The organism is Halosimplex rubrum, assembly GCF_013415885.1.
In the GTDB taxonomy this organism is placed as follows: Archaea; Halobacteriota; Halobacteria; order Halobacteriales; family Haloarculaceae; genus Halosimplex; species Halosimplex rubrum.
Genome location: NZ_CP058910.1, coordinates 430,484 through 454,719 on the forward strand (window position 1 = coordinate 430,484; position 24,236 = coordinate 454,719).

General features: G+C 71.6%; 25 protein-coding genes and 1 pseudogene. 11 read left to right on the forward strand and 15 right to left on the reverse strand.

All coding sequences use genetic code 11. The features are described 5' to 3' along the window. The first annotated feature begins 125 nt into the window (after positions 1 to 125). Complete coding sequence (gene alaS / locus HZS55_RS02215) at positions 126 to 2,900, forward strand: alanine--tRNA ligase (RefSeq protein WP_179910134.1); 2,775 nt, start codon at positions 126 to 128, stop codon at positions 2,898 to 2,900. Positions 2,901 to 2,971: 71 nt separating this feature from the next. Further along, a complete protein-coding gene (locus HZS55_RS02220) occupies positions 2,972 to 3,235 on the forward strand; it encodes a hypothetical protein (protein WP_179910135.1) in 264 nt (87 codons plus the stop codon). 6 nt (positions 3,236 to 3,241) lie between these two features. On the opposite strand, the gene HZS55_RS02225 is transcribed toward HZS55_RS02220, so the two are convergent. From HZS55_RS02225 to HZS55_RS02235, 3 genes are all read right to left on the reverse strand, one after another. After that, positions 3,242 to 3,517, reverse strand: coding sequence for a ubiquitin-like small modifier protein 1 (locus HZS55_RS02225; RefSeq protein WP_179910136.1), 276 nt, complete (start codon positions 3,515 to 3,517; stop codon positions 3,242 to 3,244). Positions 3,518 to 3,586: 69 nt separating this feature from the next. Next, positions 3,587 to 5,479, reverse strand: coding sequence for a TrkA C-terminal domain-containing protein (locus HZS55_RS02230; protein WP_179910137.1), 1,893 nt, complete (start codon positions 5,477 to 5,479; stop codon positions 3,587 to 3,589). Continuing rightward, positions 5,476 to 6,726, reverse strand: a complete 1,251-nt coding sequence (locus HZS55_RS02235; RefSeq protein ID WP_179910138.1) for a potassium channel family protein — start codon at positions 6,724 to 6,726, stop codon at positions 5,476 to 5,478. Before HZS55_RS02235 ends, HZS55_RS02230 begins: the two co-directional genes overlap by 4 nt. A 136-nt stretch (positions 6,727 to 6,862) precedes the next feature. Here HZS55_RS02235 and HZS55_RS02240 point away from each other — a divergent pair, with 136 nt between their 5' ends. Continuing rightward, the gene (locus HZS55_RS02240; RefSeq protein ID WP_179910139.1) at positions 6,863 to 8,059 is read left to right on the forward strand and encodes an NAD-binding protein; all 1,197 of its coding nucleotides are present in this window, start codon (positions 6,863 to 6,865) and stop codon (positions 8,057 to 8,059) included. 24 nt (positions 8,060 to 8,083) lie between these two features. Here the strand turns inward: HZS55_RS02240 and HZS55_RS02245 are convergent, their stop codons facing one another. The 3 genes from HZS55_RS02245 to HZS55_RS02255 form a co-directional block, all read right to left on the reverse strand. Beyond that, positions 8,084 to 9,628, reverse strand: a complete 1,545-nt coding sequence (locus tag HZS55_RS02245; protein ID WP_179910140.1) for an HPP family protein — start codon at positions 9,626 to 9,628, stop codon at positions 8,084 to 8,086. A 109-nt stretch (positions 9,629 to 9,737) separates the two neighbouring features. Next, entirely contained in the window at positions 9,738 to 10,463 is a 726-nt protein-coding gene (locus tag HZS55_RS02250) for a nucleoside phosphorylase (RefSeq protein WP_179910141.1), read from the reverse strand. A 338-nt stretch (positions 10,464 to 10,801) separates the two neighbouring features. Further along, positions 10,802 to 11,644 (reverse strand): DUF63 family protein, encoded by an 843-nt coding sequence (locus HZS55_RS02255; RefSeq protein ID WP_179910142.1) that lies wholly within the window; start codon positions 11,642 to 11,644, stop codon positions 10,802 to 10,804. A 177-nt stretch (positions 11,645 to 11,821) separates the two neighbouring features. On the opposite strand from HZS55_RS02255, the gene deoC reads away from it, so the two are divergent. Continuing rightward, positions 11,822 to 12,508, forward strand: coding sequence for a deoxyribose-phosphate aldolase (gene deoC, locus HZS55_RS02260; RefSeq protein ID WP_179910143.1), 687 nt, complete (start codon positions 11,822 to 11,824; stop codon positions 12,506 to 12,508). A gap of 93 nt (positions 12,509 to 12,601) precedes the next feature. Beyond that, a complete protein-coding gene (locus tag HZS55_RS02265) occupies positions 12,602 to 13,858 on the forward strand; it encodes a tRNA (N(6)-L-threonylcarbamoyladenosine(37)-C(2))-methylthiotransferase (protein WP_179910144.1) in 1,257 nt (418 codons plus the stop codon). Positions 13,859 to 13,902: 44 nt separating this feature from the next. Here the strand turns inward: HZS55_RS02265 and HZS55_RS02270 are convergent, their stop codons facing one another. After that, positions 13,903 to 14,667, reverse strand: a complete 765-nt coding sequence (locus HZS55_RS02270) for a hypothetical protein (RefSeq protein WP_179910145.1) — start codon at positions 14,665 to 14,667, stop codon at positions 13,903 to 13,905. Positions 14,668 to 14,772: 105 nt separating this feature from the next. On the opposite strand from HZS55_RS02270, the gene HZS55_RS02275 reads away from it, so the two are divergent. The 3 genes and pseudogenes from HZS55_RS02275 (at position 14,773) to HZS55_RS02285 (ending at position 16,380) form a co-directional block, all read left to right on the forward strand. After that, a complete protein-coding gene (locus tag HZS55_RS02275) occupies positions 14,773 to 15,564 on the forward strand; it encodes an alpha/beta hydrolase (RefSeq protein ID WP_179910146.1) in 792 nt (263 codons plus the stop codon). A 217-nt stretch (positions 15,565 to 15,781) separates the two neighbouring features. Continuing rightward, positions 15,782 to 16,219, forward strand: a pseudogene (locus HZS55_RS02280) (SLC13 family permease); the annotation flags it as partial. Positions 16,220 to 16,242: 23 nt separating this feature from the next. Further along, entirely contained in the window at positions 16,243 to 16,380 is a 138-nt protein-coding gene (locus HZS55_RS02285) for a hypothetical protein (protein WP_394353560.1), read from the forward strand. Here HZS55_RS02285 and HZS55_RS02290 read toward each other — a convergent pair whose 3' ends face one another. From HZS55_RS02290 to HZS55_RS02305, 4 genes are all read right to left on the reverse strand, one after another. Next, positions 16,381 to 16,974: a hypothetical protein gene (locus HZS55_RS02290; protein WP_179907703.1), complete on the reverse strand. Its 594-nt coding sequence runs from the start codon at positions 16,972 to 16,974 to the stop codon at positions 16,381 to 16,383. It lies immediately after the preceding gene. A gap of 103 nt (positions 16,975 to 17,077) precedes the next feature. Further along, on the reverse strand, positions 17,078 to 18,523 hold the full coding sequence (locus HZS55_RS02295) for a carotenoid oxygenase family protein (protein WP_218927266.1): 1,446 nt from the start codon (positions 18,521 to 18,523) through the stop codon (positions 17,078 to 17,080). A 182-nt stretch (positions 18,524 to 18,705) separates the two neighbouring features. Next, entirely contained in the window at positions 18,706 to 19,641 is a 936-nt protein-coding gene (locus HZS55_RS02300) for a cation diffusion facilitator family transporter (protein WP_179910148.1), read from the reverse strand. 52 nt (positions 19,642 to 19,693) lie between these two features. Then, entirely contained in the window at positions 19,694 to 20,245 is a 552-nt protein-coding gene (locus HZS55_RS02305; protein WP_179910149.1) for an HIT family protein, read from the reverse strand. 122 nt (positions 20,246 to 20,367) lie between these two features. Between HZS55_RS02305 and HZS55_RS02310 the strand changes: the two genes are divergently transcribed. Continuing rightward, the gene (locus tag HZS55_RS02310; RefSeq protein WP_179910150.1) at positions 20,368 to 20,559 is read left to right on the forward strand and encodes a hypothetical protein; all 192 of its coding nucleotides are present in this window, start codon (positions 20,368 to 20,370) and stop codon (positions 20,557 to 20,559) included. Here the strand turns inward: HZS55_RS02310 and HZS55_RS02315 are convergent, their stop codons facing one another. Further along, positions 20,560 to 21,015 carry a GNAT family N-acetyltransferase gene (locus tag HZS55_RS02315; protein ID WP_179910151.1) on the reverse strand — a complete coding sequence of 152 codons (456 nt, stop codon included), beginning with the start codon at positions 21,013 to 21,015 and terminating at the stop codon, positions 20,560 to 20,562. A gap of 125 nt (positions 21,016 to 21,140) precedes the next feature. Here HZS55_RS02315 and HZS55_RS02320 point away from each other — a divergent pair, with 125 nt between their 5' ends. Next, positions 21,141 to 21,386: a hypothetical protein gene (locus HZS55_RS02320; RefSeq protein ID WP_179910152.1), complete on the forward strand. Its 246-nt coding sequence runs from the start codon at positions 21,141 to 21,143 to the stop codon at positions 21,384 to 21,386. Positions 21,387 to 21,426: 40 nt separating this feature from the next. On the opposite strand, the gene HZS55_RS02325 is transcribed toward HZS55_RS02320, so the two are convergent. From HZS55_RS02325 to map, 3 genes are read right to left on the reverse strand one after another with little or no spacing between them, the layout of a single operon-like run. Beyond that, positions 21,427 to 22,296, reverse strand: coding sequence for an NAD-dependent epimerase/dehydratase family protein (locus HZS55_RS02325; protein ID WP_179910153.1), 870 nt, complete (start codon positions 22,294 to 22,296; stop codon positions 21,427 to 21,429). 45 nt (positions 22,297 to 22,341) lie between these two features. Further along, positions 22,342 to 22,740, reverse strand: coding sequence for a universal stress protein (locus HZS55_RS02330; RefSeq protein ID WP_179910154.1), 399 nt, complete (start codon positions 22,738 to 22,740; stop codon positions 22,342 to 22,344). A gap of 13 nt (positions 22,741 to 22,753) precedes the next feature. Beyond that, positions 22,754 to 23,647 (reverse strand): type II methionyl aminopeptidase, encoded by an 894-nt coding sequence (gene map / locus HZS55_RS02335; RefSeq protein ID WP_179910155.1) that lies wholly within the window; start codon positions 23,645 to 23,647, stop codon positions 22,754 to 22,756. A 161-nt stretch (positions 23,648 to 23,808) separates the two neighbouring features. On the opposite strand from map, the gene HZS55_RS02340 reads away from it, so the two are divergent. Further along, positions 23,809 to 24,147: a DUF3784 domain-containing protein gene (locus HZS55_RS02340; protein ID WP_179910156.1), complete on the forward strand. Its 339-nt coding sequence runs from the start codon at positions 23,809 to 23,811 to the stop codon at positions 24,145 to 24,147. Positions 24,148 to 24,236 lie beyond the last annotated feature (89 nt).

Here is a 24,236-nt window from a genome sequence, read left to right on the forward strand (position 1 = left end):
GCCGGAACCAGTCGGTCGTCGTGCGAGCGGGCGCGGCGACCGCGATCGGACGCGAGTGTCCGTGAGAGCGGGGGTCGTACCTTCGGAACTGTTTTAGGCGCCGCTGGGCCAAGACCTAGCAACGAATGAGCGACCTCGAACAGGAGTATCGACTCGACTACTTCGAGGAGCACGGCTTCCACCGGAAGGAGTGCTCCGAGTGTGGGGCCCACTTCTGGACGCTCGACGGGGACCGGGCGACCTGCGGCGAGCCGCCATGCGAAGAGTACGGCTTCATCGACGACCCCGGCTTCGACGAACAGCTGTCGCTCGAAGAGACCCGCGAGGCGTTCCTCTCCTTCTTCGAGGAGCGGGGTCACGAGCGCATCGACCCCTACCCGGTCGCGGCCAATCGCTGGCGCGACGACGTGCTTCTCACGCAGGCTTCTATTTACGACTTCCAACCGCACGTCACCAGCGGCGAGTCCCCGCCGCCGGCCAACCCGCTGGTCGTCTCCCAGCCCTGCATCCGGATGCAGGACATCGACAACGTCGGCAAGACCGGCCGGCACACCATGGCCTTCGAGATGGGCGGCCACCACGCGTTCAACGCCGACGAAGGCACCGACTACGCCTACGAGGGCGAGGTCTACTGGAAGGACCAGTGCGTCGAGCACTGCGTCGACCTGCTCGATTCGGTCGGCGCCGACGTGGAGGATCTGACCCTCATCGAGGACCCGTGGGTCGGCGGCGGCAACGCCGGCCCCGCCTTCGAGGTCATCTACCGCGGGCTCGAACTCGCGACGCTCGTCTTCATGCAGTTCGAGCAGGATCCGGAGGGGGAGTTCGAGATGAAAGACGGCAACACGTACAGCCGGATGGACCGCCGGGTCATCGACACCGGCTACGGCATCGAGCGCTGGACGTGGATGTCCCAGGGCACCCCCACCGTCTACGAGGCCGTCTACCCCGAGACGATCGACTTCCTGAAAGAGAACGCCGGCCTCGACTACTCCGAGCGGGAGGCGGAGATCGTCCACCGCGCCGCGAAGCTCGCGGGCCACATGGACATCGACGAGGCCGAGGACATGGAGTCGGCCCGCGACAACATCGCCGACCAGCTCGACGTGAGTACCGGCGAACTCACCGACCTGCTCGAACCGCTGGAGGACATCTACGCCATCGCCGACCACTGCCGGACGCTCGCGTACATGCTCGGCGACAACATCGTCCCGTCGAACGTCGGCACGGGCTATCTCGCCCGGATGGTCCTCCGCCGGACCAAGCGCCTGGTGGACAACGTCGGCGTCGACGCGCCGCTGGACGAACTCGTCGACATGCAGGCCGAGCGGCTGGGCTACGAGAACCGCGACACCGTCCGCGACATCGTCCGGACCGAGGTCGAGAAGTATCGCGAGACCCTCGACCGCGGGGGACGGCGCGTCCGCCAGCTCGCCGACGACTACGCTCAGCAGGGCGAGCCGATCCCGGTCGGCGAGCTCATCGAGCTGTACGACTCCCACGGCATCCAGCCGGACATGGTGGAGGAGATCGCCGCCGAGAAGGGCGTCGAGGTGGAGGCGCCCGACGACTTCTACGCGCTCGTGGCCGAACGCCACGGCGGCGGCCAGGCCTTCGAGGAGGAGGAGGGCCGACCCTACGCCGATCGACTGGCGGAGCTCCCGGACACCGACCGGCTGTACTACGAGGACCAGCAGCGCACGGAGTTCGAAGCGGTGGTACTGGAGGTGTTCGAGCGCGACGACGACCGCTACGACGTGGTGCTCGACCAGACGATGTTCTACCCCGAGGGCGGGGGCCAGCCGCCGGACCACGGGACGCTGTCGACCGACGACGTGACCGCCGAGGTCACCGACGCCCAGATCGTCGACGGCGTCATCCTCCACACGGCCGACGAGGACCCCGGGAAAGGCGAGTTCGTCCGCGGCCAGATCGACGCGACCCGGCGCCGTCGGCTGATGGCCCACCACACCGCGACCCACATCGTCATCCACGCCGCCCGGCAGGTGCTGGGCGAGCACGTCCGCCAGGCCGGCGCCCAGAAGGGCGTCGAGTCCTCGCGCATCGACGTGTCCCACTACGAATCGATCTCCCGCGAGCAGGTCGAAGAGATCGAACACCGCGCCAACGACATCGTCCGCTCGAACGGGCCGGTCACACAGGAGTGGCCCGACCGCCACGAGGCCGAGGACGAGCACGGCTTCGACCTCTACCAGGGCGGCATCCCCGCCGGCGAGAACATCCGGCTCGTCCACGTCGCCGAGGACGTGCAGGCCTGCGGCGGCACCCACGTCGCCCGCACCGGCGACATCGGCACGATCAAGATCCTCGGCACCGAGCGCGTCCAGGACGGCGTCATCCGCATCGAGTTCGCCGCGGGCGACGCCGCCGTCCAGGCCACCCAGGACACCGAGGACGCCCTCTACGCGGCCGCCGACACCCTCGACGTGGCCCCCGAGGAGGTGCCCGAGACGGCCGAGCGCTTCTTCACCGAGTGGAAGGAGCGCGGCAAGACCATCGAGGACCTGAAGGAGGAACTCGCCGAGGTCCGCGCCGCGGGCTCGGGCGGCGGCGAGGAAGTCGAAGTCGGCGCGGAGACCGCGGTCGTCCAGCGTCTCGACGGCGACATGGACGAACTCCGCGCCACGGCCAACGCCCTCGTCGAAGAGGACAAGATCGCGGTGCTCGGATCGGGTCGCGACGGCGCGACCTTCGTCGTCGCCGTCCCCGACGGCTCCGCGGTCAACGCCGGCGAGGTCGTGAGCCAACTCGCCGCGAAGGTCGGCGGCGGCGGCGGCGGCCCGCCCGACTTCGCGCAGGGCGGCGGCCCCGACGCCGACGCGCTCGACGACGCGCTCGACGAGGCCCCCGACGTGCTCCAGCAGGTCGCGAACGCGTAGGGACCGCCGGGGTCACGCATCCATTCGATGGACTGAAACGATCTCTCCACTAACAATTCTCCGTGAGAGCAGTGCGACTCTTCGGGCGCGTACCGCACTGGCGGCGCTGGTGGGATCTGGCGCAGGTGTCGTTCGCCGGGTGGCTGCTCCTCGTCTTGCTCGGCGGTCCCGACGCCGTCGTGGGACTGACCGGACTGGGCGCGGTAGCGCGGCCGCTCGAACTCGTGGCGAGTTGGGGACTGCAGACGGCGCTCGCGTCGGGGCTGGTCGGGTTCGTCCTGCTACACGCCGCCGACGAGCGAAAGCCAGCTGTCGGAGGTTCGAGCGGGAAGTAACGCCGTTTATCCGCCGCTGACCGGCGGAAAAAGCGCGAGTTCGTCGCCGTCGTCGACGCTCGTCTCGAAGCCATCGGCCTCGGCGAACGGATCACGGCCCTCGTGGAGCAGACGGACGTGGCCGTACAACTCGCCGTCGTCGTCGAGGACCTCCGATTCGAGGCCGGGGTGAGCGTCCAGCAGCGCGTCGAAGGCGTCGCCGACGGTTTCGGCGCCGGTGTCGACCTCGATCTCGGTGTCGCCGGCCGTCTCGGCGAGCGTGGCGAACAGTCGCCAGTGCATACCCGAGAGAGGGCACCGATACCCAAAGAGCGTTCCGCACTCGGGCGACCACTGACCCGACCGCGTTCGCTACTCGTCGTCCTCGCGGCGCTGGTCGACCGCGACCGTCCAGTCGCTCCCGTTCGACGCCTCGTCGGCGGCTTCCCCATCGTCGTCGTCACCCGACTCCGCTTCGTCCGCGCCGTCGTCTGACTCGACATCGTCCGCCACCTCCCCGGGAGCGCCCGACTCGGCGATGGTCTCCGAGTCGTCGCCGACGGTCTCGTCGGCGGACGCGTCAGGGCCGGTCAGCTCGTCCACGTCGGTACCGGGGAGGTCGGCGAGCTCCTCGCGCGCCGGCTCTCCGGACCGGTCGTCCGATGCGCCCTCGGCCCCGGGCGTCGCGTTATCGGCCTCCGAATCTTCGGCCGGGTCCGCGGCGCTCTCGCCGAAGTCCGCGGCGCCGTCGTCCGGGTCGGTCGCCTCGTCGTCGGCCGACTCGCCGTCCGCCGGCGCGTCCGACCGCTCGGCTTCGAGCGCCTCGATGCCGGGGGCGTCCGCGTCGACGAGGGGGTCGGCGGCCGACTCCGCCGACTTCGTCCCGTTTCCGACCGACCCCGACGCGTCCGGCGGCGTCTCGCCGTCGACCGACTCCTCGCCGACCGTTCGCCCGGGGTCGATCTGTTCGTCGGGGGTGAGCGCGGCGCCGGCGACGCCGGAGGGCTCCGGCGTCGCACCGTCGCGGGGCGTCGCGGCCGCTTCGACCTTGCGGATGGCCTCCGGGGCGGCGACGACGTAGACGGCGTCGCCGGGGGCGAGCGTCCGGTCGCGGGCCGGGAGCGGTTCGACGGGCCCCGAGTCGGGCCGGATCGCGACGACGGTCACGTCGAGGGCGCCGACGGGCTGGCCCGCGAGGTCGCTCCCCGCGCCGACGGTGACGGCGGCCATCGTCTCCTCGGCGACCCGGAGGATCGACGCGAACTCCCGGTCGGGGCGCGTCTCGACGGGCAGGGTCACCAGTTTGTACTCGCCCTCGCCGTCGAGTTTCCGCGTGTCGGCGGCGTCGATGGCGAGCGTCGCCACGTCGTCGACGACCCCGCGCAGCTCCGCGGTGACGACGCGCTCGAAGGGGTCCGTGCGCCACACCTGGACGAGGTCGCCGGCGCTGGCGGCGAAGGCGGGGTCGGCTCTCACCGCGACCGCCGAGGTCTCGGGGGGCAAGGTCGGACCGATACCGGCGGCGCGGGAGCCGACGGCGAGGTACTCGACGCTCCCGTCGTCGGCCAGTTCGAGGTCGACGTGGCCGACGCCGTAGTCGGCCTTCAGCCGCGTCACGAGGCGCTCGCGCAGCTCCTCGACGGTCAGCCGCCGCGGGAAGACGAACGTCTTGCCGGCGAGTTTCTCCGTAGTCTCGGCGGGGACGGGGTCGTAGCCGACGATGTCCTCGACCTCGTCGGGGAGCTCGACGGTGATGACGCGGCCGACGGCCTGGACGACGCGGCTGACCTCCGTCTCGACGGCCCGTTCGCCGGTGGCGACGGCCACGTCGCTGCCGAGGCGGTCGCCCACGTCGGCGCCGGCGCGGGTCGCGGCCAGTGCGACGAGGAACGTGACGACGTGGAACAGGATCCCCGCCTGGTCCAGGGGGTCGCCGCTCCCGTCGGGCGCGATGACCTCCCCGAGCGCCTGGTCGGTGTTGAGGACGACCGCGACGGCACTGAGACCGAACAGGGCGGGGAGTTCACCGGGGACGCGCTCGCGGACGTACCAGCGATAGAGGAGCGCGACGGCCGCCGCCACGCCGGCGGCGAGGACGGCGAAGGCGAGCACGCGCACCGCGTTCGTCAGCGCCCGCTCGGTGAGCGAGCCGGACTGGCCGACGACCGCGCCCGCGAGGTCGCCAGTAGCTGCGGCGTCGGCGACGAGCGCGATGTCGCCGACCGCCGCGAACGCGGGCCAGACGCCCGCCGCGAGGCCGTTCACGCCACCGCCTCCCGGAACGCGTCGAGTTCCCCGCGCGTCCCGACGGCGAACACCTCGTCGCCCGGGGAGAGCGTCGTCGACCCCTTGGGCGCGACGACCCAGCCGCTCGCGCCCCGCACCGCCATCACGGCGACGCCGTAGGCGCCCCGGACGTTCGCCTCGCCGACGGTCGCGCCGTCGAGCGGCCCGCCGGCGCCGACCGTGACGCGCCCGAACCGGCGGCCCGCTCTGCGGAGGAGACTGAGCAGTTCGTACTCCCGGCGGACGCCGCGGGACTCGACGACCACGCGGGCGCGGTCGGCCTTCAGCAGCGGCTCGGCGTCCGTCCGCGTGACCGCGACCGTGATCCGCCCCTCGCCACCGGTCGTCGTCGGCGCCCGCACCGGCTGTGGGACGCCGTCCTCGTCGTCCCCGTCGGCGTCGGCCTCGTCGTCGTCGCTCCCCGTCGCCTCGGGGTCGGGCCCGGCGGCGGCGGTCGCCTTCTGGGTCTTCGCGCTGACGACCGTCCCGCGGACCTGCGCGTCGGGCGTGATGAGCGTCACCTCGTCGCTGCGGGCGACGCCCGTCGGGACCAGCGCGGTCACCGAGACCGCCCGCTTGCCGTCGGGGACCCGTTTGGACAGGCCGGAGAAGGGCGGCGCGGCGACGACCGAGGCGCGGCCGCGCTCGTCGACGGTGACGGCGGCGTCGCCCAGGTCGTACTCGGTCTTGAGCCGCTCGGCCAGCCGCGATTCGAGCTCGGAGATCCGCAGATCGGCGGGGAACGTCCACTCGCTCGCGCGGATCTCGGCGCGCAGCTCGTCCGGGAGCGGCGGGTACCCCTCCATGTCGGCGACCTCGCCGACGACGCGGACCCGCGCCTCGTCGCGGCCGGCGAGCGCGCCCCGCACGTCCGCGGCGAGCGTCCGCTCGCGGAGTTGCTTCAGCGAGAGCCGCTTGGGGAAGGTCATCCCCATCTGGTCGCCGCGGCTGTGGGCGTACAGCGAGATCATCAGGACGACCAGGATCGCGGTCGTGATCGTCACGGCGTTGGCCGATTCGGAGATCGTCGGGTCCGCGAGCGCGAGCAGGCCGCCGTTGACCCCCGCCAGCGCGACCGAGAGGACGACCACACCGAACCCGGGGATGGTGACGCCGGTGAAGTACTTGAAGACGAACCCGAGCGACCACGCGACCAGTCCCGGGATGATACCCGTGAGGATACCGAGATAGATACCGAACAGCAGTTCGACCGGGAACGAAGCCATGGGCGGTGTGACGGAATCCTCTCGTAAACCCCTATCGGCGATGGATCGGAGGACCGGCCGGCGGGAGCGTCTCCGACAGTGACAGGACCCATCCCGGGTCGGTGGGATTTTAGCCGCTCGGGCACCTGCGGTGGGTATGGACCCGAGGCGGCTGGCGCACCATCCGCAGACGGTGTTCGTCGGGACCCGCGCAGCCGTCTGGCTACCGACCGTCGTCGCCATCCTCTCGTTCGGGACGGGCGTGGCCAACATCAGCGCCACGTCGGTCAACCCCCTCATCGAGACGTACATCGATATCCCCCGAGAGGTGCAGCGCGCTGCGGGCTTCACCGGCGCGCTCACCGGCTTCCTGATGCTGCTGAGCGCCTGGGGGATGCGCCGGCGGCTGCGCGCGGCGTGGTTCTCGACGGTCGTGCTCCTCCCGGTGACGGCCGTCCAGGGGCTCGCCCAATCGAGCCGCTACTCGCTGCCGCTGATCGCCCTGTCGCTGCTGTCGCTGCCGACCGTACTGGTGAACTACCGGCGGTTCGACCGGCGGGCGGACCTCTCGACGACCCAGCTCGCCGCGGCCGCCGCGCTGTCGGGGACGCTCGTCTACGGCACCGTCGGCGCCTACCAGCTGCGCGAGGAGTTCACCAACCTCTCGACGCTGACCGACGCGCTGTACTACACCATCGTCACCGCCAGCACCGTCGGCTACGGCGACGTGACGCCCGCGAGCCAGCAGGCGAAGCTGTTCGGGATGAGCGTCCTCGTGCTCGGCGTCGCCAGCTTCACCGTCGCGCTGGGGTCGCTGCTGGGCCCCGCCATCGAGGCTCGCCTCTCGCAAGCACTCGGTACAATGAACGAATCCGACCTGGAACTCCTGGACGACCACGTCGTCGTCCTGGGCTACGGCGACCTGACCGAACCGCTGCTCGAAGAACTCTCCCACGCCGCCGAGTTCGTCGTGATAACGCCCGACAGCGACCTGGCGGCCTCGTTGCGAACCCGGGACCTACACGTCGTCGTCGGCGACCCCAGCGACGAGGACCCGCAGAGACAGGCCGGCGTCGAACACGCCCGCGCCGTCATCGCCGCGACCAACGAAGACGCTCAGGACGCGCTGTCGATCCTCACCGCCCGACAGTGCCACCCCGGCGCCCGCATCGTCGCCGCCGCCACCGACCGCGAGAACGTCGAGAAACTCCGTCGCGCCGGCGCCGACGCCGTCATCAGCCCCGCCGTCATCGGCGGCCACCTCCTCGTCGAGTCCGCGCTGGGCAGCGGCGACATGGAGGGGCTCGCCGAGCGCCTGCTCGACGCCGAGGACGACGACGGGGCCGACGACTGAGGCCCGTTCCGGCCGCCGACCCGCTCACGACCGGTCGACGATCACCACGTCGGCGTCCAGGTCCTGGATGCGCTCGAAGGTGGGCGGGGAGATCAGTCGCGAGGCCGTCGAGCGGTCGGTGCTGGCGCCCATGAAGAGGAGGTCGAAGTCGTCGGCGTTGTCGGCGAGGTAGCGCTCGATGGTCTCGACGGCGACGCGCGTCTCGAAGCCGCCGTCGAACGCCTCGACCAGGTCGGCGAGCATCGCCTCGGCGCGCCGGCGCTCGCGCCCGCCCGAGACGCACGAACAGACGCTGATCCGACCCGACCGGCCGACCAGCCGGCGAGCGAAGTCGAGCATGCTGTGAGCCACGTCGCTCGCCCGGCGGACCGGCACCAGCACGCGCTTCCAGCGGGTCCGCCCGGCCGCCGAGCGGTGGACGACCACGTCGACGTCGCCGCGGAACAGGTCGTAGATGTAGGGCGTGAGCGCGCCGTGGCGCTGCTCGTAGGCCGCCGCGACCAGATCGCAGTTCGTCTCCCGGGCGGTCTTGAGCACGGTGGCCGCCCGCGAGCGACCCCCCACGGCGACGACCACCTCGCAGGGTACCCCGACTCGCGTCTCGATCTCGCTCGCGCGGTCTTCGAGGTGCGCCGCCGCCTCGGCGACCGCTCGCTCCTCGGCGCGGTCCCCGGGCGAGTCGCCCTCGCCGTCGTCCTCTCGCCCGTCGGACGACCCGTCGCGGTCACCGTTCGAGACCGACTCGCCGTCGGCGACGCGCCGGTCGGCTCGCCGGCCCTCGTCGAGGAGGTCCCGCTCGGCGCTGGCGACGGCCCCGTCGTCGACCACGTCCAGCAGGACGACCTTCCCGGCGTCGTGGGCGGCGGCCAGTCGGGCGCCGAGCATCGCCGTGGCGTCGGGGTTGTCCCCGCGCATCGGGACGAGGACGTGGTCGTCGCTGCCCGTCGACTCGTAGAGGAACTGCGCGCGCCGGTCGTAGAAGCGCTCGCGCCAGACGACGAACACCAGCGCGACGACGCTGCTGGCCAGCAGGACCGACAGCGCGAACACCAGCTGGTCGCCCGGGCTGACCAGCAGCCCCAGCAGCGCCGTCGAGTAGGCCGACGGCTCCTCGATGTCCAGCGCCCAGGTGCTCGCCCCGGCGAGGAAGACCGCGACCGCGGCCTGAAACGCGCCGACGGTCAGGCCCTCGACCGCGACCCCCGCGACGGCCCCGCCGCCGCCGAGGCCGAGCGCCGACGCGAGACCGAGCGCGGCCCAGCCACAGAGCGCGCCGGCGGTGAGTCCGGCGACGAACCGCGTCGGCGAGGCGTACTTCCCCTCCGGGTCGGCAAAGAGCGTGTAGGTGCCCGACGCCAGCGGCGGAAAGAGCAGAAAGGACAGCTGCTCGATGCTGTTGAACAGAAGCGTCACGACCGCGATCAGCAGCGGGACGAACGCGAGGACCGAGACGTGGACGAGGTTGCTCGTCCGCTCGACCCAGCGACGGAGGGCCCGCAGCTCCCGCCGCTCGAGCCGCCGGAGCCGCGCGACCGCCGCGTAGATCCGGTCGCCGAGCGGGCCGCGCATGGCCGCCACTATCCAACCCGCGGCACAAAAATGATCGTCCGACCGCCCGGTCGACGCGGGGTCGAGCGGTTCGGCGTCCTCGACGCTCGCCGGCCGGAGGAACCGCCGCTCAGAGTCGCGTCGCCGCTTCCAGGGAGATCTCGATCGCTCGCTCGACGTTGTTCTTCGCCTTCTCGGGGAGTTCCTCGTCGTCGGTCTCACCCTTCTGGGTGCCCTCGACGAGGTTGCCGTCGACGGTGCAGATGGCGCCGGCGGCCAGCCCCTTCCGCCGGGCGAGCGTGAAGACGGCGGCGGCCTCCATCTCGACGGCCAGCAGGCCCGCGGCCTCCCAGTCCTCGACGTACTCGTCGGTCTCGGCGTAGAAGGCGTCGTCCGTCGCGATGGCGCCGACGTGGACGTCCTCGCCGCGCTGTTCCGCGCTGCGGACGAGCGTGTCCAGCGTGTCGTAGTCGGCGACCGCGGGGTACTCCACCTTCTCGTAGCGCTTGGTCGTCCCCTCGTCTTTGGCCGCGCCCGTCGCGACGACCATGTCGCCGATCTCGATGTCCGACTGCAGCGCCCCCGTCGTGCCGACGCGAACGAAGGTGTCGACGCCGACGTTCGCGAGCTCCTCGACGGCGATCGTCGCGGAGGGACAGCCGATCCCCGTCGAGCAGATCGTCAGGTCCCGGCCCTCGTAGGTCGCGTTGACCAGCTTGTACTCGCGGTTCTCGGCCACGGGTTCGACGTTCTCGCAGTGGCCGGCGATGCGCTCGACGCGCCCGGGGTCGCCGGGGATCAGCGCGATGTCGTGTACGTCGCCCTCCTCGACCAGCAGATGCGGCTGTTTCGCCATGGGCGACTCTGCGTCCGGGCGGGGCAAAACGGTACCCGTTCGGGCGGCCGCGTCCGTCGCCGACCGGTTCCTCCGGAACGGTTCGGACGGATGGGGAGGGCTCCGGAGCCGAACGGGGGAGCGTTTCGGTAGCGATTCGAACCCCGAAAACCGCACGATTCCGGCAGGGTTCGACCCGAAACGAGGGGGTTCGCCGTGGGATAGCGGTTCGACACGAAACGGGGGTGGTGGCGGGCGTCGACCGAGCGGCCGTTCGGGTCGCGGGCGGTCGAACGGCGGCGGCCGACCGACCGGAGGGCGGTGGTCGAGCGGGCGGAGGGCGGCGGTCGAGCGGGCGGTCAGAGCGCGGGACCGATCAGGAACAGGAAGAGGTTGTTGGCGGCGGGGCCCATGCCGACGGCGGCGACGAAGGCGAAGAGGAGGTTCCCCTGGGTGGGGTCGTCCTCGACGAGGTCGGCCAGGAGGACGACGATGCCGGCGGCGACGACGAGCTTGACGACGGCGAACAGCCAGCCCTTGCCGATGTAGGGGTAGGTGGGGAGCGTCTCGGCGAAGTCCATGACCCGGCGGGGGATGGGGGTACGCTCGCCGGTGCCGATCACGTCGACGCCGACGGCCGTCGAGAAGCCGTCGAGGGCGTGGGCGAACACGACCAGCGGGCCGGCGACGCCGGCGCGGTCGACGGCGGCGGTCCACTTGAGTGCGAGCAGGTAGTACACCGGCGCGGTGAGCACGCCGGCGCCGAGAAAGCCGATCGGGAGCCAGACCAGCGCGGTCGTCGAGTCGACGCGGCCGGCGGCGAAGACGTACGCGACGGCCGTCAGCGCGAGGACGAGCGCCGTTCCGAAGAACCCGAGGTTCCGGGCGATCCGACCCGTGTCGTCGAGCATCTGGGCGCGGATGACCGAGGGGAGCCAGACGGCGGCGCCGAGGAGGAACGTCGTCACGTACACCGCCGGCGCGGCGAAGAAGGGTCTGAGGACCGCGGGGAAGAGCCCGGCCTGCTCGAAGGCGTGGAACGCGCCGCCGGCGATCATCCACGGCGCGAGCGCGAGCACCTGCCGGGACGTGACCGGCGGGTCCAGCAGGTAGAGGCCGGCCACCGACGCCGCCGTCAGCACGACCAGCGTGATCGCGTACGGCAGCGGCGGGATCACCAGCCCGCTCGGGAGGATCTGCATACCCTGTGGCGCGGCGTCGACCGACGAAAGGGTTGCGGTCGGTGCGGTGTCGTTCGGTGGCGGGGTCCCGGTCGGAAACGACGAGCCCACGCCGCGACCGCCGGCGCGACCGCCGCCGCGCGCCCCGACGCCGCCGATCCGGGCGGGCTTTAGTGGCGGGGGTGCGAGGAGGGAGCTATGACCACGGACGCCGCGGACCTGACGGGTCGCATCGAACACACGGTCCTCGGGCCGGAGACGACGCCGGACGACGTGATCGCCGTGCTCGACGCCGCCATCGAGTACGGCCTGCGCGCCTGCATCCCGCCCTGTTACCTCGAACTCGCCGACGGCTACGCCCCGACCGTGCCGCTGTCGACCGTCGTGGGCTTCCCGCACGGCCAGCACACGCCCGCGACGAAGGTCGCCGAGGCCGAGGACGCCTGGGAGGCCGGCGCCGACGAACTCGACGTGGTGATCAACGTCGGCCGTCTGCGGGCCGACGAGGACGGCGCCGTGACCGACGAGATCGAGGAAGTCGTCGCCGCCGTCCCGGTCCCGGTGAAGGTGATCGTCGAGACGCCGCTGTTGTCCGACGCGGAGAAACGCCGCGCCGCCGCCTGCGCCGCCGAGGCCGACGCCGACTACCTCAAGACCGCGACCGGCTTCTCCGACGGCGGCGCGACGGTGCCGGACGTGGAGCTGTTGAGCGAGTACCTGCCCGTCAAGGCCTCCGGCGGGATCGGCTCGTGGAGCGAGATGGAAGCGATGCTCGACGCGGGCGCGGAGCGGATCGGCGCCTCCAGCGGCGACGCCATCGCCCGGGCGTTCCTCGACCAGCACGAGACCGCCGAGCGCTCGGACGTGAGCGGCTGGGACGACTAGCGTCCGTTCCGTCGACGGCCGTGGCGAACGCTCCGAGCCGCGCCCCCGATCCGTCGCGCTTTTGACCGCGAGCGCCAAGAGGATACCAACGCGATGGCCCGCTATCACATCGAGACCTACGGCTGCACGGCCAACCGGGGTGAGAGCCGCGAGATCGAGCGGTCGCTGCGCGACGGCGGCCACCACCCCGCCGACGGCCCCGAAGAGGCCGACGTGGCGATCCTCAACACCTGCACCGTGGTCGAGAAGACGGAGCGCAACATGCTCCGCCGGGCCGAGGAACTCGACGCCGAGACGCCCGCCGACCTGGTCGTCACGGGCTGTATGGCGCTGGCCCAGGGCGAGGAGTTCGAGGCCGCGGATCTCGACGCCGAGGTGCTCCACTGGGACGAGGTCCCCGAGTACGTCCGCAACGGCGAGTGCCCGACGACGACGCCCGACACCGAGCCCGTCCTCGACGGCGTGGTGGGCATCCTCCCCATCGCCCGCGGGTGCATGAGCGACTGCTCGTACTGTATCACCAAGCACGCGACCGGGAAGATCGACTCGCCTTCGGTCGAGGAGAACCTGGAGAAGGCCCGCGCCTTAGTCCACGCGGGCGCCAGGGAGATCCGCGTCACCGGCCAGGATACCGGCGTCTACGGCTGGGACGAGGGCGAGCGGAAGCTCCACGTCCTGCTCGACCGCATCTGCTCGGAGATAGAGGGGGAGTTCCGGGTGCGCGTCGGGATGGCCAACCCCAAGGGCGTCCACGGCATCCGCGAGGAACTGGCCGAAGTGTTCGCCGAGCACGACGAGCTGTACAACTTCCTGCACGCGCCGGTCCAGTCCGGTAGCGACGACGTGCTCGGCGACATGCGCCGCCAGCATCAGGTCAGCGAGTACGTCGAGGTCGTCGAGACCTTCGACGAGTACTTAGAGGAGTGGACGCTCTCGACGGACTTCATCGTCGGCTTCCCGACCGAGACCGACCGCGACTTCGAGCAGTCGATGGCCCTGTTGGGCGAGACCCGCCCGGAGAAGATCAACGTGACGCGGTTCTCCAAGCGGCCGGGCACCGATGCCGCCGACATGAAGGGCCTCGGCGGCACAGTGAAAAAGGAACGGTCGAAGGCGATGTCCGAGCTGAAGATGGACGTGATGGACGACGTCTACGAGTCGATGGTCGGCGAGGTGCGCTCGGTCCTGCTCACCGAGGACGGCACCGACGACTCGCTGGTGGGCTACGACCGCGCGTATCGACAGGTGGCGGTCCCCGACGCGCAGAACCAGGGGGTCGAACTGGGCGACACCGTCGACGTGGAAGTCACGGGGCACAACACCGTCTACGCGCTGGGCGAACTGGCGTAGCCGGGGGGACGCCGGGTGGCGCCGGGCGCCGCGGCCGACGGGTGTCAGAGCCCGAAGTGGCCGGCCAGGTCGGAGACGTACACCAGCAGGAGCGTGACCGGGACGACGACCGCGACGGCCGGTCGGTGCGAGACGCCCGCGCCGCGGCCGACGGCACCGGTCCAGAGGAGACCGCTGACCAGCGTCGCCGCCGCGCCGACGACGCGGGTCGCCGCGGTGAGCGCGGGGGCGTCGTCGACGACCGAGACGAGGTGACCCGCGGGCGTCACCCTGATGAGGCCCTCGGAGGCGTCGGCCCCGCCCGCGAGCGCGGCGACGAGGGCCCCGCCGGTGAACAGCGTCGCCGCGAACTGCGGGCCGAACCCGACCGCGACAAGTCCGTAGGTACGCGCGAACGCCTGCCCCCGCCGACGCGCGACGCCCACCGGATCGCTCGCGAGACGCCCCGGGACGGACGCCTCGCCGCGGCGAACGGCGGCGAGCGCGGCGAGGACGGCGGTCGGGACGTACGTCAGGACCGTCACGTAGAGACAGAAGACGAACGGCACGGCCAGCAGGAGCACGACGACCTCGACGAGTTGTCGGGGGAAGGTGACGACCTGGTCGCCCAGCGCGTAGGTGATCAGGCCGTCGTCGGGCAGGCGCCCGGGTCCGATGAACAGGACCGGCGCGAACGCGGCGACGAGCGTCGCGACGCCGAGGGCGAACAGCACCAGCGCCGGCCGGCCCAGCACCGGATGCCGCTCGGCGGCCTCCCAGGCGGCGGCCTCCGACGGGGCGACCACCAGCGATCGGACCGTCCGGAGCATCCGTCGGTCCCCCGTTCGATCAGGACCGGCTTAAACCAGTGGGGTCGACCGGGGACGTATCGCCGCGACCGAAACCCGTTTTCCGCTACCGGGCGACGAGCGGGCATGGCCGACGTGACCGTCCACCGCGACGTTGTCTTCCACCGTCCGCCCGACCGCGAGTCGCCGCTGGAACTCGATGTCTACGAACCCGCGGACGGCGGCGCGGACCGCCCGGCCGTCGTCGCCTACCACGGCGGCGCCTGGATCGAGGGCGAGAAGGGGCAACTCGAAGCGCTCGAACGCGCCCTCGCCGAGCGGGGCTACGTCTGCTTCGACGCGAACTACCGCCTGAGCGGCGAGGCGACGTTCCCGACGCCCGTCGAGGACGCGGCTGCGGCCGTCCGCTACGCGGAGGAACACGCCGAGGAGTACGGGATCGATCCCGACCGGGTGGCGACGACGGGCCACTCGGCGGGCGCGCACCTCGCGGCGCTGGTCGCCGCCGCCGGCGGCGGGTTCGACCCCGCGGACGCGGCCGTCTCCTCGACGGTAGCGGCGGCCGCGCCGATCAGCGGGGTCTACGACCTCCGCGACCGCACCTCGGAGACGGCCAACGATATCGAACGGCAGTTCCTCGGCGGCGGTCCCGACGAGGTGCCCGAGCGCTACGAGCGCGTGTCGCCGGCGGCTCACGTCGACGAATCGACGCCGCCGACGCTCGTCCTGCACGGCGACGACGACGACCTGCTGCCCGCCGACGGCGCCCGCGAGTACGCGCGGACGCTCGCCGCGGCGGGGCGGCGGGTCGAACTCGGCATCCTCCCCGGGGGCGGCCACGGCATCGTCGTCGACCCCGAGGACTGGCAAGCCCGCGGGATCGAGACGGTCGCCGACTTCCTCGACCGCCGCCTCTGACCGAGCGGGGGCCGCCCCCGCTGCGATGGAGTGCGACCGCCACCGTCCCGCCCGGGAGGGGACGATCGCCGGCGCATCCTCGCAAGGACGGTCGGCGGAGACGTTCGGACGGACCGGACACGCGGGTGTATCCATCCCGCACGGACCCGTCACGTAACTGCGGACTACGCTTTTGGAGCGGTCGTTCGAACGTCACCGCGCGGCATCCCCTGTTTCGCTGACACTCTTACAGCCGTCGGCACCGGCGGGTGTCACCGTCGAGATGGTCGTGGTGGGGCTGGTGGTCCTCGGCGCCGTGGTCCTGTTCGTGACCGAGTGGCTCCCGGTCGACGTGACCGCGATCGCGATCGTGGTGTCGCTGGTCGTCCTCGAACCGTGGACGGGGATCTCGCCGACGGAGGGGATCTCGGGATTCTCCAGCCCGGCGACGGCCACCGTGCTCGCGATGCTGATCCCGAGCGCCGGGATCAGTCGGACGGGACTGGTCCAGATCCTCGGGCGGCGGATCGCGGCGTTCGCGGGCGACAGTCTGGACAGGCAGCTCCTCGCGACGGTCGGGGCGGCGGGGCCCGTCTCGGCGTTCGTCAACAACACGCCCGTCGTCGCGGTGCTGGTCCCGGTCATCTCCGAAGTGGCCAACGAGGGACCCACGGCCGGATGGGGCTCGACCGGCTGGTGATGGGCAGCGTCGCGACGAGCGTCCTCCGGACGGCCGACCGGCCGGTGCTGACGGTGCGGCCGACTCCGCGAGCGCAGGCCGTTTCGGGAGGAGTCAGTCGTCCTCGGCGTCGAACCCGTCGAATCGTCGACGAGTGACTACCCCTCGCTCCGGTTCCCGGGTTCCCGATGCACGTCCGAGAGGCCCTCGACGGAGGACGCGTTGACGACCGTGACCGTCTCGTTTGCCACCCGCAGTCGGAAGGCGTCGCCGAAGCCGGCCCCCGCTTCGATGCGCCAGGTCCGGTCGCGGCCGTCGACCCGCTCAACGCGGGCCATCGTCCGCGCGACCAGCGCCGACCGCTCGCTCTCGGAGAGGCCGTCGGTCTGGTTCACGTCGATCGTCTCGTTGTACCAGTACCCCCCTTCCCACCCCAGACGGTCGGTCTCCGGATCCGGGGGGTTCTCGGCCATCGCGCCGTCGCCGTCGGCCGTCCGGTTCGGCGTCGTCGGTCCGGTCGGCGTCGCGGTCCCCGTTCCGGCCTCCGGCGTCGCAGTGGCGGTCGGTCCGGCCGTCGCCGTCCGGTCTGCCCGGCGTTCGGTCGGCGGACTCGGCCTCTCCGTCGGCGATACCGGCTCGTCGGTCGGCGACGCCGGTCGCCCGGCGGAACCCGGACCGCCCAGAAATCCCGAGCAGCCGGCGAGCAGCGCCGCGACCGCGATCGCTACCGTCGCGACCGTCCTGCGTTGCATGTGATACGTCTCGGCCGCGACGCCGAAACGAGCGGACCCGGCATTTGCGTGCCGGTCGTCCCGAGACCGGGGGACGGCGACGGCCGCGGAGCGCGGACTGGAGTCACCACTCCGGGAAGTATCGCCCGTGGAAGCCGAACGGGACGGCGTGGGGTAGCGGCGCCCGCGCCCGCTCGTCGAGCGTCTCGCCGTCGAGCACCAGCAGGTCGGTCCGCCCCTCGGTCGCGTTCAGCGCGGTCACCAGCACGCACCCCTCGTCGCTCGGCCGCTCGGCGTCGGGCGCGCGGACGAACACCGGCTCCTCGACGAACAGGCCCGGCTGTTCCCACCGACGGGCGTCACCGGTCCGCACGTCGACCTTCGCGACGTGGTTGCCGTCGCGCTCGGCGGCGCCCTGCGCGAAGGCGTAGCGGTAGGGTTTCGTCCGGTCGCCGCGGGCGACCCGGGGGAGTTCCAGGCCCTCGTACAGCGACTCGCTCGTGACCCGTCCCCGGTCGAGGGGGATCCGGAAGCGCCGGAGCTGCCCGTCCTGACCGCTCTCGAACCAGTCCTCGGCCGCCGAGAGATACAGCCCGTCGACCACGCCGGCGTCCGGGTAGGCGACCAGGTCGACGACGAGCTCGTCGGTCTCGCCGGCCGATCCGTCCGCCGCCGGGTCCCCCGCCTCGGCCTCGAAGGCGTTGACGTGGTGGAAGACGAACCAGGGGTCGGTGACGCGGGTCGCGACCACGTCGCCGGTGTCGCGGTCGACGACCCGGAACCGCGTCCCGCGCTCGGGCTCCCAGTCGTAGTTGTCGACGAAACTGTCCGACCCGGGCAGGAGAAAGGAGGCGGGGTTCGTGACGAACGGGTGTTCCGTGAGAACGGCGTACCGCTCGGTCAGCGCGAAGCTGTGGACGTACGCGGGGTCCCTGGCCGGCAGCGTCGCGATCCGCTCGCGGGAGCGCGAGCCGTCGGGGAGCCGGTAGAGCGTGTACTCGCTGGGGCGACCGAAGGCGGTGAGGAGGCCGACCGTCTCCCCGCGGTGGGGGTCGGGGACGACGTGCGCGCAGTTGATATGCCCGGTGAGCGCGTCGGCGAAGGCGAACTCGCCGAGCGTCTCCAGGGTCTCGGGGTCGCAGTTGAGAAACCGCGGGACCTCGGTCATCGCGACCAGCGAGTCGCCGACGCGGGCGACGTGGACGTTGCAGTTGTCGGTCGGGTCGTCGAAGAGCAACTGCCGGACCCGCTGGAGGTAGCCGCCGCCGGTGGCGAACTGCCCCGATATCTCGCCGGTCGCCGTCGCACGGCGGTAGGTCTCCGAGCGCAGCGCGCGGTTGGTGTAGCGGACCGCGTCGGCGCCGCCCTCGAAGGAAAACCGGTGGAGCATCGCGAGGCCGTCGAACCAGTGAGCGACGCGCTCGCCGCCGACCTCGAAGGCGGCGGGGCCGTTGCGGACCAGCGCGCCGTCGAGCCAGTCCGGCAGCGACCCCTCGACGGCGAGCGAGCGGTCGGCGACCTCGTCGTCGAGCGTCGCGAACCCCAGTTCGAAGCCGGCCTCCATCGACATACCGGCCGTAGGGCCGCCAGGGGGTAGTGGCTGGCGGTGGGACGGGGTGCCAGTCGCGTGTTCCGAGGCGCTCGCCGCTCGCGGGTCACTCCGTTCCCCGCTCGCAGATTCCGGGGGCTCCCTATCGGTTGCCCTCGCCGCTCACGGCTCGTTCCACTCGCCGTTCGCACGTTCCGAGACGCTCACTCCGTTCGCGTCTCGCCCTCGCCCGCCAGCTGGTCGATCTCCTCGTCGGCCTTCCACTCGTCGAGTTCGCGCGGGTCGACGTGGACGAACACGTCGTCGACCTCCGGGAGCTCGCGGATCGAGTCGACCACGGCCGACTCGATGTCGTGAGCCTCGTACAGCGTGCGCTCGCCCTCGACCTCGATGTGCAGCGACACGTCGATCTCCGGGCCGACGTAGTGGGCGATGGCGTCGTGGGCGCCCTCCACGTCGGGATGTTCGAGCGCCCGCCGGATGATCTCCCGGCGCAGATCCTCCGGCGGCGCGCGCCCGAGGAGGTAGCCGAGGTTGTCGCGGACGACCTCGATCCCCGTGTAGACGATGCCGACGGCGACGACCATCGCGGCCAGCGGGTCGAGGATCGGGTAGCCGGCGCCGGCGCCGAGGACGCCGACGATGGCCGCGCCCGCGGTGAGGATGTCGTTGCGGTTGTCGACGGCGGTCGCGGTCAGCGCCGGCGAGTTGTGCCGGTCGGCCGCCGCGAGCACGTAGCGGTAGAGGGCGAACTTCGCGACGGCGGCGACGGCGAGGACGGCGATCGCGGTCGGCCCCCGCGAGACCGTCACGTCGCCCGACAGCAGCGCGGTCGCCGACTGGTAGAGGACCGTGCCGCCGGCGACGAAGATACCGAGCGCGACGAACAGGCCGACGAACGGCTCGATGCGCTCGTGGCCGTGGGGGTGTTCGAAATCGGGCGGGCGCGTCGTCAGGTAGAGGCCGGCGACGGTGACCAGCGAGTAGACCGCGTCCGAGGCGCTGTTGACCGCCTCGGACTGGACCGCGAGGCTCCCCGTGGTGACCCAGGCGCCGCCTTTCAGCGCCGCGAGGGCGACGTTCGCCACGAGGAGCAAGATTCCCACACGTCGGAGCACGCGCGGCCGGTCGTCTGTCATCGTCGGTGGTTGACGGGGGTGGGTCAAAGCGGTGTCGGGACGGGCCCTCCGCTCACTCCGCGAAGACGACCGCCTCGTCCTCGCCGTCGACGGTCGCGCCCTCCTGCTGGGCGAAGGCGTCGCGGAGCCGGTCGTAGGTCTCGTCGACGGCCTCGACGATGACCTGGGTGTCCGAGACGACCGGCATGAAGTTGGTATCGCCTTCCCAGCGCGGGACGACGTGGGTGTGGAGGTGGTCGTCGATAGATCCGCCGGCGGCGCCGCCGCCGAGGTTGAGCCCCGCGTTGTAGGCGTCGGGGCCGATCCCGTCGTCCAGCGCGTCGAAGGTCCGCTGTTTCAGCCGGGCGTGGTCGAGCAGAGCCTCGTCGTCCAGGTCGCGGTAGTCGCCGGTGTGGGCGTGGGGGATCACCATGACGTGACCGGGGTTGTACGGGTAGTTGTTCAGGAGGACGAACGAACGGGCCGAGCGGGCGACGACCCGCCGGTCGCGGTCCTCGGCGAGGTCGCCGTCGGCGAAGGCGCAGAAGACGCAGCCGTCGACATCGTCGTTGCCGCCCTCACGTTCGACCCACTCGATGCGCCACGGGGCGAAGACCTGGTCCATGCCGGTCCTGCGAGGTCGACCCACTAAACCCCGACGGGCCGTCGCCGACCGGCGGACGGGAGTAGCGAACGGCCCGCACGAGGAGGAAAAGACGTATTGGAACGGGCGAGACATCCGGGGGTATGTCCCCCTCTCTCCAGACCGACCCCCTCCGGGCGGCCGCGGCGGCGTTCGTCGCCGGTGCCGTGGCAGTCACGCTGTTCGGCGTCCTCGTCGCCGGCGACCCCCTCGAACGAGCGGCGCTCGGTAGCCTCGGCTACGCCGTCGGCAGCGCGATCGGCGTCTACATCGCCTACGCCGGCCCGAACTGGTGATCAGAGCTCCCGCTCCAGCACCTGTCCCCACGCGTCCAGCCCCTCGGACTCGTAGAACGCCCGCCCGTCGTCGTTGCCCGCCCGGCACGCCAGCGACAGGTGCTCGCAGTCGCGCTCTCGGCCCCACTCGACCAGCCGGTCGAGCAACTCGCTCCCGAACCCCTCGCCGCGCCGCGGTTCGTCGACGACGAAGTCGTGGACCCAGCAGTGGCGCTCGTGGTGGAGCACCCGCTGGACCGAGACGCCCGCGGCCGCGACGAGCGCCTCGCCGCCACCCGTCGCCTCCGGCCCGGCGTCGGTACCGCCGCTCTCGTACAGACCGAACAGCCGGTAGTCGTCCTCCGCGCGCCACTCGCGGACGAACGCGTCGTCGACGTGGCTCCACAGCTGCCGGAGTATCGGGACCGCCTCGTCCCACCCCTCGTCGGTCGTGACTTCCCTGACCTCGGTCGGCATGGGCGAGTCGTAGCCCAGCGACGGGAAAACGGTTTTCGCACCGCGGTATCGCGGCGCACGGCCGACCGCCGGCCGTCCGACCCGCCGGCGGAACGGCTATTGCCGCTCGGGGCGTCCTGTCACTCATGGGACTGCTCGAAGCGATCCTGGTGTTCGCGGTCGGCTACGTCTGCGGTGCGGTCACGCGGATCTTCGCGGGGATCGCGGCGATACTCGCGCTCGTCCTGGCGATTCTGGGGGTCGCGCTTCCGACCGCTATCGTCGGGATCGTCGACCCGATCCTGGGGGTGTACCTCGGCAACGAACTGCTCTTCCTCTCGGGGTTCCTGTTCGCCATCGCGCACGACCCCGCCGGCGAGGACGACGACTGAACCGCGTCCGGGCGGTCGGCGACACAGCCGACGCGTCCGATCAGACCGTCGGCCCGTCCACGTCTTCCGCTGCGGCGTCGCGCCAGGAGTGTTCGGGTTCCCAGTCCAGTACCTCGGCGGCCTTCGCGTTCGAGATAGAGGCGTCGTCGCCCGACAGGTCACACGGTTCGGGCACTTCACCGAACAACTCCGCGAACAGCTCGGTCGTCTCGCGGTCGGCGTAGTTCTCGTCGGCGACCGCGAAGACGGCCTCGTGACCCTCGATATCGGCGTCCAGCGCCGCGGCGACGATGCTCGCGATGTCGCGCACGTCGACGTAGCTCCAGAAGTTCCCGACGCCCTCCGCGGGCGGTTCGTTGCCGAGACAGACGTACTCGCCGGGGTACTGGATCCACGAGGGGCGGATCGAGACGACCGGCACGTCGTGGCGTCGGACGGTGGCCCGGGCGAGCGCCTCGCCGGCCTCCTTCGAGACGCCGTAGGGGTCCTCCGGTCGGAGGGGGTGTTCCTCGTCGATGGGGAGGTACTCCGGCGCGGGCGTCTCGGCGGCGAAGGGGAACCCGAGCGCGCTCTCGGAGGAGGCCCAGACGACGCGGGCGTCGGCCCGGCCCGCGGCTTCGAGGACGTTGTACGTCGAGACGATATTGTTCTCGAACACCTCGCCGCCGGGGTGGTCGAGCGGGTCGGGGATGGCCGCCCAGTGGACGACCGCGTCGGGGTCGAACGCGCCGACGAGGTCGAACACGTCGCCGCGGTCGGTCAGGTCGGCGACCCGAACGTCGACGTTCCCGCGCTCGCTCTCGGCGAATCGCTGGTCGACGCACATGACTTCGTGGCCGTCTTCGGCCAGTCGGTCGACGATCCATCGGCCGGAGCCACCGAGCCCGCCGGTGACGAGTACGCGTGACATGTCCGATCCGACGGTCTCGCCCGTGATAAACCCGGAGAAAGCGGATCAGACGGGGACGAGCAGGACCGGCACGGCTCGCGTCTCCAGCACCGCCTCGGTCATGCTCGGCAGGACGAACCGCTCGACCGCACCGTATTCGACGTCGCCCATCACGACGTACGTCCAGTCGCGCTCGGGTTCGGCGGCTACCTCGGCCAGTCGGGCCTTGGTCGACGGGCCCGCCTCGTCGTCCTCGGCCGTCTCCACGGCCACCTCCACGGCCACGCCCGGCGCCACCTCGTCGAGCACCGTCTCGACCTCCGCCCGGACGTCGATCGATTCGCCGACCAGTTCCCGGAGGTGGTACACGTAGAGCTCCTCGCCCGTCTCGCGCGCCCGTTCGGCGGCGAACTCGAGTACCGATTCGCGGCCGTCACCGCCGTAGGCGACGAATATCGTGCCCATGTGTGGCGTGTTCCTACCGACTCCGCGTCGTCACTTCGCAGCCGTCCTCGGTCACGATGATCGTGTGTTCCTTCTGGCTGACCATCTTGCCGTCCTCTTCCTTGAGCACGGGGTAGCCGTGGACGATGTCCTGGCGCTGGAGGCGACGCAGGGCCATCTTCGGGCGGCGAACGTCGAGCCAGCGGGCGGCAAAGGGCAGCGTCCGGAACTCCTCGGTGATCTGTTCGAGGGCCTTCCGGGCGGTGCGGTCGCGGACCGAGCCCTCGCGTTCGAGGGCGAAGATCTCCTCCTGACTGCCTTCCTGGACCTTGCCGCCGCCGTCGGTGGCGAACGGCTCGACCGCGACCACGTCGCCGACTTCGAGTTCGACGCTCTGCTCGACGGCCCGGTTGGGGATGTTCGGCGTCGTGTGCTGCTCCCAGTGGCCCAGACCGTGGCCGGTGAGGTTGACGACCGGGTTGTAGCCGTAGCCCTCGATGGTCTCCTCGATGACGGCGCCGAGCTCGCCCGTCTCGACCCCCGGCTCGACCACGTCGAGAGCCGCGTCGAGCGCCTCGGCCGAGGCCTCGGTGAGTTCGTCCTCGCCGGCCAGGTCGACGGTGACGGCCGTGTCGGCGAGCCAACCGTCGATGTGGACGCCGATATCGAGTTTGACCAGGTCCTCGCCGATCTCGCGGTCGTCGTCGGGGCCGGCGGCGCCGTGGGCGGCCTCCTCGTCGACGCTGACGTTGACGGGGAAGGCGGGCTCGCCGCCGAGTTCGCGGATGCGGTCTTCGGCCCACTCGCTGATCTCGAGGTAGCCCGTCCCGACCTCGCACCGCTCGGCGGCCTCGTCGCGCACCTGCGCGAGGATCTCGCCTGCCTCGCGACAGCTCTCGTACTGCTCGGAGTCCAGATCGACGCTCATGGCTCGCGGTTTGCGCCCTGCGGTCAAAGGGTTTCTGTGTCGGGCGGGGCCGGTCCCCGCGGGCGCCGCCAGGCGGAACCGGACTGAAATAGATTACGGCCGGCCACACCGCCTGCGGTCGGCCGCCACGGCTTATCTCCCCGCCGGTCGCACCTCCGGGTATGGCACCTGCCCTCCCAAACGGTGCGGAATCGATCGCGATCGGCGGCGCGCTCGCCGCCGTGGGATACCTGATCGCCGTCCGCGGCTGGACGTTCCTGGTCGCCGGGTTCGACCGCACGTCCGCGGCCGACCCCGAGGCCGTCGGGGACATCGTCGGGAACGCCGTCATCCGGGTCGGGGTCGCCCTGGCCGTCGTCGGGGCGCTCGCCGCGGCGGGCCGCGCACCGGACCTGCTCTACACGGCGCTGGCCGCCGTGATCCTCCTCGTCGTCGCGCGCACGCTGTACCGCGTGAACGTGGTCGTCCCCCGCCAGTCCGGGGAGGGAAACGGCGCGTGACCGCCGAGCGTCCGGCGGCGCCGCCGAGTCGCGACGGCCGCGCCGAGCCCGAGGTGCCCGGTATCGTTTAGTGAACCGGCCGCACACGC